A 13000-nucleotide genomic window follows, 5' to 3' on the forward strand; every position below is an offset into this window, starting at 1 on the left:
ACTTTCGCTCGGCATATCTGGATATCGCCGCATTCGGATCGGCTCACGGAATGCTGCAGGGCACACCTTCGGGTCGCATGGCCATCGGGTTCTTGACACCGACTGCTGGGACCGTGAGTTTGTATCTAACCTGGCGAAGTTGAATGTTCACCCCGCATGAACCTCAAACTGAGGAAGGCGAAGCGTTCGATCGGATCGCAACAGAATCGAAGCTGAGCAGACGATCACGACGCCTCGCTGGCAAGCAGCTTTGGCACTGGGCACCACCGGCTCCGATTCAGGGCGCTTTCGCGTGCTTCCCGCTCGACGGCCCGAATGCCGCTTCCGTCCGCAGAAGGATGCACGAGCTGAGCAGCAGACCACTCGTTAGATAGCGAAGCGCTGGCGATTAGCCGCAGTCTCAAGAGCTAACGCTGCGGGTTCCCTAGTCACACCGCCGGCGCCTTCAGGGCCTTGAGTGACGGCCTTAACCGCTTTCCGGCCAGATTCGCCACAAATTCCATCGGTACTTTTTGAAGGGGTCGATCCCTTTCGGGGTGTCAGCCCTAAGAAGCTGAGTTCCTTCAGCAAGCGCGTCGTGCCGCTTCGGCTTGACCGTACAAGCTGATCAGCTTGGACTTGCACGCGTTGCTGTACGAAATCCCCGGCGCCGCGATACGATTATTACGGCTCCTCGATCTGGCCGAAGCGGAAAGAGGACGAGACGTTCGAGGCCCCCTCCTTCAAAGCGTTGAGCCGATGGGACGTCCTGGGCCATAGCGGAACACATTGACGCACAATCGAGCGCCGGCACCCAACCTGCGCGTCAACAGCGACGCCCGATGCTCGCGGTTCTGTTTTTCGACGCGGCAAGCCAACGCATAAGAGCGTTGCTGCTTCCGCTTATTCATCGGCTCGCGGCGAGCTAGGCGCTGACTCTCCGCGCCGCTACGTGCATTCCCTTTGCAACCTATTCGCGGCTTGGATGAACACTATCAAGAAAATTGATTTTTCGATCCTACCTGAAGCCTCGTAAGTCGTATCCGTTCTTTACAAGGAGGACGCAGCTACTCGTGCGGTTCGATTTTCTCTTCAGTCAAATGCTCGACAATTGCAGCTGCTCGACCAGGCGGGGGGATCATCGTAGCTCCGTGCCGACAGTGATGCGCTCAGGCCTCGACACAATCGCACTATAGGCGACCACAATGCGAATCCTACTGGTCGATCAGGACGCCGCCTTCGTGCGAGCCGCCAAGAAAACCCTGTTCGTTCGCGGTTTTGCCGTGGACCTCATCTCTACTCTTGACGAAGCGGAGACCGCGCTGAGTTGTGCCAGCTATCACATTCTCTTGCTCGAGTTGGCTCTGCCGGACGGAAATGGATTGGACTGGTTGAAACAGTTGAGACGTGAAGGATATTCAATGCCTGCCATGATGATGAGCAGCCTGAGCGATCTTGAGACCAGGATCGCGATATTCAATGGTGGCGCCGACGATTTTCTTCCTAAGCCGGTGTCTATCGATGAGCTTATTGCTCGAATGCGCGCCATTTTGCGACGATCGACGCAATTGACGGCACCCGTGATCACCTTCGGGAACTTACATTTCGATCCTATTGGCCGGCAAGTCTCAGTTGACGGTCGGCCACTCAGAATTGCGCGCCGCGAAGTCTGCATTCTCGAACATCTGCTCAGCCGAGCAGGCCGCACCGTGCCGCGAGCGTTGCTAGAGGAAAGCCTCTATGCGTTTGACGATGAAGTCTCGACCAATGCCTTAGAAGTCGGGATCTATCGATTGCGCACACATTTGAGCAAGTCCGGCACAACGCTACGAATCAAAACCGCGCGCGGCGTCGGCTACGCGCTTGAACTGAAGAACGATCCGCTGCCTTGCCGCCACACTTGAAAACGACGCTCAGTTGAAGTTCCCCCTTGATGTTCGCAGCTGCCGATGGCCGACGGCGGTCACCTCAGCTATTCGCTCGCGCCTTCTGTATGTCGTTTGCTCGCTTCCTCTCGTGCTGCCGCCCACTACCGCAGCTCAGATAAAGCGCGACCCTAATCAGGCGTCGCCACGGTCAACAACTGACAGCCTTAGCGGGGTCTTGAATCTTTCCTCCTCTCAGGGCCAGACGATTCATCTTCCGGCGCCGGCGGCCAGCATATTCGTTGCCGACCCAACGATAGCCGACTACCAGGCCCCATCGAATACAACCATCTTCGTCTTTGGAAAACAGTCGGGACGGACCAGCCTATTTGCTTTGAACGACAATGGAGAAGCGTTAGCCGAGTTACGTGTTGTCGTTACCCAGCCTATCGAGGATTTGCGTGCTGCACTAAAGGCTGAGCTCGGGGACCATCCGATCCAAGTCACCTATACGCCACGCGGCGCAATTCTGAGAGGGACAGCACCAAGTGTCGACGTCGTTGAGCGCGCCAAGAAGATTACCGAGCAATTTCTGGGCGCGGGCGCGCTGGTCGTCAACAACATCCAAGTGGCCGGCTCATTGCAAGTGACGCTTAGCGTGCGCGTGGCGGAAGTCTCGCGCAGCGCCGTGAAGGAGCTTGGCATCAACCTCTCTGCATCGGGCCAAAACGGAGCGGTCATTTTCGGGTTTAGCAGTGGCAAGCCTGGCGGTTCCGGTGCGAGCCGGGGTGGCGGCACGGCAAGTGTCGGAGTCGGCGTTGGCAGCACGAACATCAGTGCTGTACTTGACGCCCTCGCCAACGAGCATCTCGCGTCGGTATTGGCGGAGCCAACTCTTACCGCGATGTCCGGCGAATCAGCAAGCTTCCTGGCAGGCGGCGAATTTCCAATTCCGGTCATGCAGGACAATCGTCAACTCTCAGTTCAATTCCGTCAATTCGGAATCAGTCTGGAGTTCGTTCCGACCGTTCTCAGCAACAATCAGATCAATATCCACGTCAAGCCTGAAGTCAGTGAGTTATCCAAAGAAGGTGAAGTCAATATCAACGGAATGTCTCTGCCTGGCCTCTCCACGCGACGTGCCAGTACTGTTGTCGAGCTTGCCAGCGGTCAGAGCTTTGCAATCGGCGGGCTCATAAGACGCAATTTCAACACCGACATCAGCACGTTTCCCGGGTTAGGCGATGTCCCGATCCTTGGTGCACTGTTTCGGTCCTCCTCATTTCAGAAGCAGGAGACGGAGCTTGTCATCGTCGTTACCCCTTACATCGTGCGGCCAGCATCATCTGCCGCCAAGATAAGCGCGCCGACTGACCGCCTCCGGCCGCCATCAGACGGGGGGCGCATTTTAACGAATACGTTGGCGCGTCCCCCGCGAAGCCGCGAGGCTCCCGCACCGAACCAGACGCGACCGGCGGAGCCGGCTTTGTTATCGAATGAGGACCGCTAATGACCTTGCGAAACCTGGGCCACTTGATTGCCGTAGCGGCAACCGTAGGCGGATGCACACATAATGCTGCGATCTATTCTGAGCCGACTGATCAAGCGATTCAAGTGGAGCAGAAGACCAGTATCTTGCGACTACAGAGCCTTCGTCGCGCCGAGAGGTATGGTCTGCGTAATTTCATTGCGAACGCCAGCCGCGGTCGGCGGGATGCACTCCATCTGGACGTCAGTGGTTCGCCCCGGCTCATTACGCAGGTGGCTCATGAGGCCCGCGAGATGGGCGTTCCCGCCTATAATATTCGCCGGTCCGCTTCCCCCGTAGATCTGCCCAGCCATTTCGGTGTCCAAATCGAGGCGATCATTTACGAAGCACGTCCTCCGCTCTGTCCATCCCTTTCAATCATCGGCCCTTCAGTAGACGACAATTCTTTCAATCCAACGCTCGGCTGTTCGATCCGCAATAACCTCGCGGTCACGGTCAACGATCCCGGCGACTTGCTCGAGAACAGAGCTATCTTGCCAACCAGTGGTGACCGTGCGGTGCTTCCGCTTACCGCACGGGGAGGTCTCGCCGCAGGCAACAAGAGCCACTTGGAAAGTGACACTCATAATCGCATTGCGTCAGAAGCCCAATGAGCACTCTCAATGGCTGAGCGGCAAGAGCATTGGCGATACTCTGGCGGCCAACTTCCGCAGACGCCACGATCTGCTTCCGCCTTTCCAGACGACGTGACTTACAGATCAAGTAGCGACTGGACGTCTTTGACTAACACGCCCGAATGCATCGCATTGCCGCGCCAAGCTAGACCAGGCCAGCGGCAAAGACTGCCTTTGCAACCCCCTCGAAACAGTCCTTCGGAACGGCCTTGCCCATTATTCCCTTTCGGATCAGCTGACGCGCCAAAGCAGGTTCCTGAATAATGCTCAGATGCAGCGCCCTCGCCTGATCAAACAACTGTGAAGCAAGTTCGTCCTCACCGCGGCATACCAAAACCGGCACTCCGGTCTGTCCACGAACGTAGCGCAGTCCAACTAACATCGCGGGGCCCGTCAGTATCAATGTGGCCCGATTGACTCCGAGCGGCGGCTCACTCGCCGATTCCCGACGAAGCCGGCGGTGTTCGCCCTTTACATGTGGGTTGCCTTCCTGCTCCTTAGACTCGCGCTTCGCTTCACTCTCCGTCATGCGCATGTCACGCAAGAATAGCCAGCGCTGAATTAGCAGGTCGGTCAAGCCGCCGATCAGAAACGCCCCAGCAGCAATTTCAATTAAGAATTTGACCTCTTTGAATACAAAGCTGAAACAACCCAAACCGCAGACAGGCAGGTACACCAGCGCCTTCCAACTTGCGAGTGAGGTGAAAAACAGCGTTACGCCGAGAAGGAACACTTTGATCAACGACTTACCAAGCTCGACAAGCGACTTCTGAGAGACAATCCGTTTGAGCCCTTTGATTGGATCCAATTTCTTAAGGCTTGGTTTCAGCGGCTCCACGGAGAACGTCAGCCCACCAGCAGCCAAGACACTGGCTAGAATGCCTGCAGCCACGGCCGCTCCAATGATTGGGGCAACGCTCGTCAACGAAAGTTCGATCAATCCGACCAGTGCCTGCTGGACCGCACTGTTGAAGGGCTGCCCCTGCAGCTTGTCGACGAGCCGCACCCCCTCACGCCATACGCCCTCGATCGCGCCCGCTCGGAAACATAGACAGCCGAATGCGGCGCAAATGCTAAGCGCGCTCACAAAATCGGCGCTGCGCGGGATCTGTCCCTTCTTACGCGCCTGCCGTAGCTTCTTGGGAGTTGGCGGACGCTTCTTCTCTTCGCTCGAGTCGCTCATTTTAGGAACTTCCCGAGCCACTCCAGCACTCCGTAGGACTGGATAATCTCCGTTCCCATGTATTCCATGAGGAAGACGGTGTAACTCACCATGATGATGCCAAAGGCGGCGTTCTTGATGGTGGGGGAGAGGTCGTTCAGCTTAATTTGCGGCGCAAACCGCCCTAGCAACATGAGGGATATCTCAATCAGGAGCAGCAGAGCCAGCACGGGTCCGGAAAATAGCAGGGCCGTGTGCATGATATGATCGAGAAGCGCTACAACTTCCATTGCCCCTTGCATTGTCAGAGGAGGTAGTAGCCGGTACACGGGCCAGATCAGATAGCTGCCATACAGGCACCGAACCATCGTCTGTAGACCTCCAGACGCAACGAAAATAGTAACCCCAGCAGTTCCGAGAAAGAGACCCGTGGCGGAGGCCTGGCTGCGCGTCGCAGGATCGTCCAACTGGCTTGAAACGCTCCGTTGCGTGTCAATGATGTCGCCAACTGCCTGGATGCTCCATAGCGGTATACTTAGGAACATCCCGAACAGCAGGCCGACGAATATCTCTTTGAGACCGAGGAACGCGACCGCGGCCAGACGGGTGGCCGGATCTAGAGTCTGCAGACCGGCCTTGACATGCGCAAGGCATGGCAGTCCAATCACGATCGTCAAGCTTGTGCGGATCATCCCGCTAATCTGCGGCCGCGTGAATACGGGAAGCACCAACATAATGCCTAAGGCCCGCGCAGCGCTAAGGCCCGCTGCAACGACGAACTCGACAGCACTCTGAATTAGAGCTTGCGCCTCGGTGGGTGACAAAGCATGCATTCGCGGCGCTCGTTGTTCGCCTCAGCTAATCTAACCGGTTCCGCTCGCCGTGCCTTAATGTTTGACGCCAAGGCCGCAAATAGTCGGCGGTGTTCGTTCTAATAGCGCTCAACGAGAGCACCAGCCGCACTGCGAGCCCGCAGGGTAGGCCGTCGATCCCCATACTCTCATGCTCGCTCGACAAACTGGCCAGCCACTTTGGTAATTCACCGGTGATGTCGATGGGCGGTTTTGTCCTCACAAACTCGGCCTTCGGTTCCTCACTAATACCTCGATGTGAGAGAGGGGAACTCCGTGAAGATATGTTTGGCCTGTTCGATAAGCGGCGCACTCAGCACCCGAGAAAACAGAACGAGCACGGCGACGACGACGAGGAGCCTCACGGTTAGGGGCAAGGTTTGATCCTGGAGCTGCGTTGCCGCCTGTATTATGCCAACACCCAAGCCGGCCACGAGAGCTGCTAGGAGCGGTGGCAGAACCCACATCATGAAGAGGACGAGCGATCGGGTCAAATGCGTGAGGATGCTGGTCTCGTCCATATTAACCTCCGGCCGTGGCGTAACTTAACACCAACCCGTGCATGAGCCGCGACCATCCGTCGATCGTGACGAACAGAAAGAGCTTAAAAGGAACAGATATCATTGTGGGCGATACCATTGACATGCCCATGGCCATCAGAATCGTCGTTACAATCAGATCAATCGTGATGAATGGAAGATAGAGAAGGAAGCCGATTTCAAAGGCACGCTTTAATTCCGAGATCAGAAAGGACGGTACAAGAATCGCAAAATCATCCGCTGTAGCGTTTGCCCGCATCTCCTCTGACCAAACATGTTCTGTGGATGACAGGAAGAACGTGCGCTGCTCCTCACTGCTGAACTTTTTCAGGTGAGCGCGCAGCGGCTCGCTTCCCTCCTTAGCGGCTGTCGCCCAGTCATCGAGCGTTTGGTAGTGAAGTTGCGGGGCGGTAACGTGGTTGTAGATCTGCTCCAGCACTGGAGCACCAATGAAGACCGTAAGGATCAATGCAGCGCCATACAGAACGATGTTCGGGGGTATGGATTGGGTTCCGAGCGCGTTGCGCACGAGGAAGAGAACGACGGAAACTTTTATGAATGCCGTCGTCGTGACAACTGCGAACGCCAGCAGACCGAGACCGACCGTCGCTGCAAGAAGTGCAGGAATGCCTGGCTGAATGTCAGTCATTGACCGCCAACCCACCACGTAGCCTGATGGCCAGTTCCTCCCCGACACGCACGATGTCGCCGTGGCCGATCAATCGACCATTGGCAACAATGTCAACCGGACGGTCAACGGGACGGCCAAGTTCAAAGACATGCCCTTCGTTGACGCTCCTCAACGTACCCAGCGGGATAGGCCAACGGCCGCATTCGAACACGAGCGTAATCTCAATGCTGTCGATGTCGGTTTCCGAGGGCAGGGTCGATGGCTGGGTTTGGGGTCGTGTTGTCATATATGCACTCTTGAGAGGGTGGGGTTGCAGGCGGAAGGGTCCCCGCAAGATTAGTCTGTCGCCAGCAATCTCCGCCGGCGCCCACAATTTGTCCGCAGTCAGGATGACCTGACCGCTCGCAAAGGGAATGACGTCCGGCAACAGCGCATCGCCAGTTTGTGCTTGGCGAAGAAGCCCGACGGACACGCGCAGCGAGCTAATCTCGCTGGCAACCATGATGGGCAACTCCGGGGAAAGCTTGCGCATTTCTCGGGGCAATTGGCCAAGCATCTCGCCTAACTTACAGAAGGCAGCCGGAACCGGACCCTCAAGAGACGAGAATAGGAACAGCCGCGCCTTGCCCACGAGCGCCCCGTAGACGATGTCGAGTTCCAGATAAGGACCTTCCATCGTTGCTTCGTCGATGCGGATAATTTGCAAATCCTGCGCTAGCAGATGCTCTACTCGAGTGAACCATGGTTCAAGCGCAAGTTCGAGGACGAAAGAGCGGGCTGGGTCCGAAGGTAACGTAAGGCCATGCTGCACTGTCGAAATCAATGCCTCCGCCAACTGGCGCGGCACCGACAAGACGGCCATTTCGGCTCCGACGCGAAATACACAATCAAGCATCGGCGCGGTCGATTGCTGCGCCTGCCACACAAGCCGGTTAATACATATCGAGACCGGCGTATCGCCAAGGCGGCTCTTCAGAACCGTTCGCCGGGGGGCCATCAAATTGAGGCACGAGACCGCGCTATGCGACAATCTTAGCCGCGGCACGAATCGTGCCGGTTCACCGACCGCATTTTCCGCGCTCATGTTCACGGGGTCGGCAGTTCGCGCCGACATAAGAGAAGCAGCCATTAAATCAAAACGCCAATTGCCTGGCTTCGCGAGCCACTCTGATACCGGAGCAAGACCTCATCGTCCGTTTCGATTTGAGCTGCACACTCCGAGCAAGCGTTGGTCGAGCGCTGCACATCGCACTCAATCTGCTGCCATTTCTGGCTCGCCGCCGAACGCTTGGCCCACACGACCCGCGCCTCAACAACCGCCGCCTGGGCCTGCTGTTGAGCGATGCGCGCTTGCTCAAGCACCTGGCGTGCAGTTGCGATCTCAGCTGTGAGGCGTCCAATGACGAGATGAAGCCTACGGTCGAGTTCGGTGACGCACATCCTGTTAGACGATGCGAGTTCTAAATAAAGTTCAGCTTCGAGGCTTGCGCGGCGTTTCTCGGCGCTGGCGGCATTCTTGGAAGCTTTCTCCATCGCTTTAACCGCAATTTGGCGTTCGGCTTGCGTATTGGATAATTGACGAAGCGCACTTCGCTCCCTCATGTCCTTCACCAGCCGCAATTTCGACGCTTGGCTGGGATTCAGTCGGTAAGACGCGACATCCACGTGATGGCCTCCTCAAAGCTGGACGGTTCATCCTGCCCCTGGCGCAAGAAATTCCGCAAGTCCTCGATCGACGCGATTGCTCGGTCGGTCAGCGGATCGCCCCCTGGCTTGTACTCACCGACCTTGATCAAAAATTCGGCCTCATCATAGCGCGAAAGAAGATCTCGAAAGAAAGAGGCGGCCTTTCGATGTGACACAGAGACGACCGCATCCATCACGCGACTTCGGCTCGACAACACGTCGATGGCCGGAAAATGCTCTCGCGATGCGAGCGCGCGTGAGAGAATGATATGACCATCGAGAATACCGCGCGACTCTTCGGCGATTGGATCGCCTGTCCCGTCACCTTCGACAAGTACGGTATAGAAGGCCGTGATCGAGCCCTGCTCGCCCATACCGGCACGTTCCAACAGAGCCGGCAGCAGCGCAAAGACGGAGGGAGGAAAGCCTCGCCGCGTCGGAGGTTCTCCCGCGGCTAGGCCGATTTCACGCATCGCGCGGCTGAAGCGCGTCAACGAATCCATCATGAGAACGACCCGCTGTCCCTGATCACGAAAGTACTCGGCGAGTGCCGTCGCCGTATGAGCACATTGCGCGCGCTCCATTGCCGACCGGTCGGAGGTCTCAACGACAGCGATCGTCCGATCGATGGCATTGCCAATATGGCGCTCGATGAATTCACGCACCTCACGTCCGCGCTCTCCTATAAGCGCAACGACGGTGACCTCAGCGTCCGCGCCTTTAACAATCTGCGACATCAGCGTCGACTTGCCGCAACCAGCGTCTCCATAGATTCCGATCCGTTGGCCTTCGCCACACGTCAGAAGTCCGTCGAGCACGCGGACGCCGAGCGGAAAAGGCTGCTCGATCCCCCGCCGCCTCATTGGGTTGGGTGCCCTGCCGCGTAGGGGACGAGTGTGGGTCGTCTTTATTGGCCCCTTCCCGTCGAGCGGACGGCCGAAGCTATCGATGACGCGGCCCAGCAAATCGGCACCGACCGCAACTTCCTGCATTCGCCCGGTCGGAACCACTTCCGCACGGCTAGACATGCCTACCATGTCGCCGATTGGCGTGAGCAATACTCCATCCGGCAGCAGACCGACCACCTCCGCATCAAGTGACCATCCCGTACTGTGATCCTGCAATAGGCACAGCTCCCCAACGTGGGCCCCGGGCAGCACGGCATGGACCAAGGTGCCGACGGCTCGGGTGACTCGTCCGCGCACAGCACGCGTATCGACATGCTTTGCCGTAGATTTCAGAGATGATAATGCTGCGTGCACCGCGCCTTCAGCAGCCGCATTGCCATAGCTTGGCCTTTGGGAAGTCATTGTTCGTCCTCCTGAACAGGCGGAGCAAGGGCGAGGCGCAGTGTGCGGAGCTGCGCGGCAAGTCCTAGATCGACATTACCAAACTCACTCCACAAAACGCATTGGTCCGGCGTTAGAGCCGGGTCCGGATCAATTCTGACCTTCGGACGCCCATGCGTTCCATGGAATGACGCGAACTCGCATGTCATGGCATCGACGTTCACAGGAGACACATGAAGGCGCAATTCCGCACCGCCATATCTTTGCTCGATAGCGTGACGAACCGACCTCACTAACATCTCGCCCGGATCGAACGAGCCCACCAAGTCGTTCAGGACCTCAATGACAAGTTGTGGCAGCTCCTGTTCCAGCACGGCTTTTCGCCGCGCCAGCTCAGAAGCAGCTCGAGCAACCAGCCGCGCCATTTCGTCCGAGCCTGTCTTCAGGCCTTCGGAGTGCCCGCGCGCCTGCTCGCGATGATAAGCGTTCCTTGCCCAGTTGCGAACCTGCTGTAGATACCGCTGAGCTAGCGCGCGCGTCTGTACCACATCGCACCAGATCCCAAGTTCCGAGGCTGGTATGACTGGACCCACCGGACGTATCTGCGGGCGTTCTGGCAATGCTGGCTCACCCGCGGTCATGCCGGCCGTGTCTCTGCGGCCAAATGGGTCATCACCAAAGACATCAATTGGCCCGCGGCTTTGTGATGTTCGGCGGCTGGACTCTCCGCGGCAGTCCCGACAGGCAAGCAGAGAAGCACGCGCGTACGGTCGAGTTCTGAGGCTCGCTTGAGGAAAGCGCCAAGGCAGGCATATCCGTCATGTGCAATCCGCTGCGAAAGTTGCTCCGGATCGACAATCAATTGGGTTTCGACGGCGCTGGATACATGTCGGATAGCGAAAGCATGTGCTTCCGCACCAATATTTCCGATCAGTGGAGCAAGATCATGCTTTGACACCAGCTTCAGTACCGAACGGGCATGCCAAATGCCGCCAGCGAGCAATGCCGCACGATGCGGATCATGCCCAAGCAAAGCGCCCCTTCCCCAGCTACTTCCCTTCAAGACCAGTTCACTGCCTAGGAGCAGTTCGACTAGTCTTTCCTGTAGTCTGGGAGTTTTCTGCAGTTGCAGCACTGTAGACGCCGCCAGCGACGCATCAAGACGTTCAGCAAAACGGCTTGGATGGATTATCGCAGCAAGCTCCCGCGGCCGACCGGAATGTTGGTTGAGCAAATGATTTGGTTCGTTGGATGTCATCGTTGCGGACATTGCATTCGGCCTATCTCGCATCGGAGTTCCGCTTTTTGCCAGCGGCTAGGACGGCGGGCATACTCGCCGCTGTGTCAATATTCGGCACTTTCCGCCAGAATTGACCTAGCTGGCGCACACGTGTGCTCAGCAGCACGTAAGATAGAATGCCGACCGCGGCGCCGACACCCCCGACCACGATCGCAAGAAAGGTGGCTGACGTGAACTTGGTCGGGTGGATCGAAGCAGCTGCTGGTGCAGAGAACATCTCATGCTGCGCTCGCTCAACCGGCACGAAAACGACGGCCACCTTGTCGTATGATAGTCCTTCAATGCCATTGGCGACGAGCATCTTGATTTGGGGCAACAAGGCTGAGAGGTTCGCATTGGAACCATGTCGAATGAAGACCGACGCCGAGGACGGGGTCGCATCCTGTCGCAAAAGGTCGTTCTTCGGCAAGACAACATGAACCCGGGCGGAGAGAACCCCATCGATATCATTGATTGTGCGCGACAATTCTTCGCTTAGGGCATAAACGTAACGAGCGCGCTCCTCAACTGGGGACGCAACCAGGCCGGATCCCTTGAACACCTCCCCAAGATTCTTAAACACCTGGCGCGGCAAGCCCTGGCCATTCAGCAGTTCTATCGAAACGGCCAATTGCTTTTCTTCGACCTGAATCGTGCTGCTACCGTCCTTAGCGACAACACGGACTGCATCGACACCCTTACTAAGGAGAAGGGCAAGCATCTCGTTGGCTTCACGCTCCTGAACTTTCGTATAGAGATCGGCCTTGCAGCCGGCTAGCAACAGCACAAGCGGCAATAGGAGAACGGCATGCACCTGCCTTCCAGAAGTCGCGCCGCGACCGATCTTTCTTTGCGCGAAAAGAACCATCAACCGCCGCTCAGCCCGCTGATAGCAGCTTATTCAGAGATGAACCGACGGCGCCAGCACTCTTGGAGATGAGCGAAACCTGAATGACGCCGTTGTAAACATCCCGCAGATTCTGCAACGTCGACTCGAAATTGTCGGCACCTTCTGGTTTTCCGATAACATGGACATCGACTCCGTCCAAGCGCGAGATAGGCCGCGCGGCGGGCCCAAGCTGGACGCTCTTCGAAGGGCCCGGCTCGCCGATCGAAGGGAGTCCGGTCGAAGGATATGGTTTGCCTAAGTGCGCTCCAAAAAGATTCTGCAGAATGCGATCGCCCAGTGGACCTGTCTGCGCGACTGCACGCTGAACCTCCGGTACAGGTGGCGCCAACGCGCTGTCGGCCACCAAAGAGGCGGCGCCTTGTTTCGATGCCGCCTTTGCAAGATGCTCATGAAAGTTGCCCGGCGCCGATGAACACCCCTCGGTGAGACACTCGCCGAGGTTGGCAGAGATCGGCATCGCGCCAAACATCACGGAAGGAATCATTGCTCTCGCGTCTATTAGCTGTCGTTGCCGGGAACGGCTCGGCACCCTAGCGAGCCGAGCTGACCAAAACCTGACGTGGATCAAGAGCTACGTCATCCAAAAATCACGATTGGCTTCCAATTTGCGACGAAGTTCGTCTTCCAACTTTGGAAGAGTACCAGC

At 57.4% G+C, this 13000-nt stretch carries 13 protein-coding genes and 1 pseudogene; 3 read left to right on the plus strand and 11 right to left on the minus strand.

The window, feature by feature from the left end:
- The first annotated feature begins 1184 nt into the window (after positions 1 to 1184).
- The 3 genes and pseudogenes from XH91_RS34515 (at position 1185) to XH91_RS34525 (ending at position 3986) form a co-directional block, all read left to right on the plus strand.
- Complete coding sequence (locus tag XH91_RS34515; protein WP_128929709.1) at positions 1185 to 1883, plus strand: response regulator; 699 nt, start codon at positions 1185 to 1187, stop codon at positions 1881 to 1883.
- 70 nt (positions 1884 to 1953) lie between these two features.
- A pseudogene (locus XH91_RS34520) lies at positions 1954 to 3344 on the plus strand (type II and III secretion system protein family protein).
- Positions 3345 to 3353: 9 nt separating this feature from the next.
- Positions 3354 to 3986, plus strand: coding sequence for a CpaD family pilus assembly lipoprotein (locus XH91_RS34525; RefSeq protein WP_128929710.1), 633 nt, complete (start codon positions 3354 to 3356; stop codon positions 3984 to 3986).
- A gap of 166 nt (positions 3987 to 4152) precedes the next feature.
- Here XH91_RS34525 and XH91_RS34530 read toward each other — a convergent pair whose 3' ends face one another.
- The 11 genes from XH91_RS34530 to XH91_RS39145 all read right to left on the minus strand — a co-directional run bounded on the left by XH91_RS34530 (position 4153) and on the right by XH91_RS39145 (position 12838).
- Positions 4153 to 5190: an EscU/YscU/HrcU family type III secretion system export apparatus switch protein gene (locus XH91_RS34530; protein WP_128929711.1), complete on the minus strand. Its 1038-nt coding sequence runs from the start codon at positions 5188 to 5190 to the stop codon at positions 4153 to 4155.
- The gene (gene sctT / locus XH91_RS34535; protein ID WP_128929712.1) at positions 5187 to 6002 is read right to left on the minus strand and encodes a type III secretion system export apparatus subunit SctT; all 816 of its coding nucleotides are present in this window, start codon (positions 6000 to 6002) and stop codon (positions 5187 to 5189) included. Before sctT ends, XH91_RS34530 begins: the two co-directional genes overlap by 4 nt.
- Before the next feature lie 263 nt (positions 6003 to 6265).
- Positions 6266 to 6541, minus strand: coding sequence for an EscS/YscS/HrcS family type III secretion system export apparatus protein (locus tag XH91_RS34540; RefSeq protein WP_128929713.1), 276 nt, complete (start codon positions 6539 to 6541; stop codon positions 6266 to 6268).
- A 1-nt stretch (position 6542) separates the two neighbouring features.
- Positions 6543 to 7208, minus strand: coding sequence for a type III secretion system export apparatus subunit SctR (gene sctR, locus XH91_RS34545; protein WP_128929714.1), 666 nt, complete (start codon positions 7206 to 7208; stop codon positions 6543 to 6545).
- The gene (gene sctQ / locus XH91_RS34550) at positions 7201 to 8274 is read right to left on the minus strand and encodes a type III secretion system cytoplasmic ring protein SctQ (protein ID WP_128929715.1); all 1074 of its coding nucleotides are present in this window, start codon (positions 8272 to 8274) and stop codon (positions 7201 to 7203) included. Before sctQ ends, sctR begins: the two co-directional genes overlap by 8 nt.
- A gap of 44 nt (positions 8275 to 8318) precedes the next feature.
- Entirely contained in the window at positions 8319 to 8855 is a 537-nt protein-coding gene (locus XH91_RS34555) for a hypothetical protein (protein WP_128955093.1), read from the minus strand.
- On the minus strand, positions 8831 to 10186 hold the full coding sequence (sctN, locus tag XH91_RS34560; RefSeq protein ID WP_128929717.1) for a type III secretion system ATPase SctN: 1356 nt from the start codon (positions 10184 to 10186) through the stop codon (positions 8831 to 8833). The genes XH91_RS34555 and sctN overlap by 25 nt, the downstream gene beginning before the upstream one ends.
- On the minus strand, positions 10183 to 10806 hold the full coding sequence (gene sctL / locus XH91_RS34565) for a type III secretion system stator protein SctL (RefSeq protein WP_128929718.1): 624 nt from the start codon (positions 10804 to 10806) through the stop codon (positions 10183 to 10185). Before sctL ends, sctN begins: the two co-directional genes overlap by 4 nt.
- Positions 10803 to 11435: a nodulation protein NolU gene (locus XH91_RS34570; RefSeq protein WP_232995592.1), complete on the minus strand. Its 633-nt coding sequence runs from the start codon at positions 11433 to 11435 to the stop codon at positions 10803 to 10805. The genes sctL and XH91_RS34570 overlap by 4 nt, the downstream gene beginning before the upstream one ends.
- A gap of 10 nt (positions 11436 to 11445) precedes the next feature.
- Positions 11446 to 12312, minus strand: coding sequence for a type III secretion system inner membrane ring lipoprotein SctJ (sctJ, locus tag XH91_RS34575; RefSeq protein WP_128929719.1), 867 nt, complete (start codon positions 12310 to 12312; stop codon positions 11446 to 11448).
- Positions 12313 to 12322: 10 nt separating this feature from the next.
- Entirely contained in the window at positions 12323 to 12838 is a 516-nt protein-coding gene (locus tag XH91_RS39145) for a nodulation protein NolB (RefSeq protein ID WP_232995593.1), read from the minus strand.
- Positions 12839 to 13000: the final 162 nt, after the last annotated feature.

It is taken from the genome of Bradyrhizobium guangzhouense, assembly GCF_004114955.1.
Taxonomy (GTDB): domain Bacteria; phylum Pseudomonadota; class Alphaproteobacteria; order Rhizobiales; family Xanthobacteraceae; genus Bradyrhizobium; species Bradyrhizobium guangzhouense.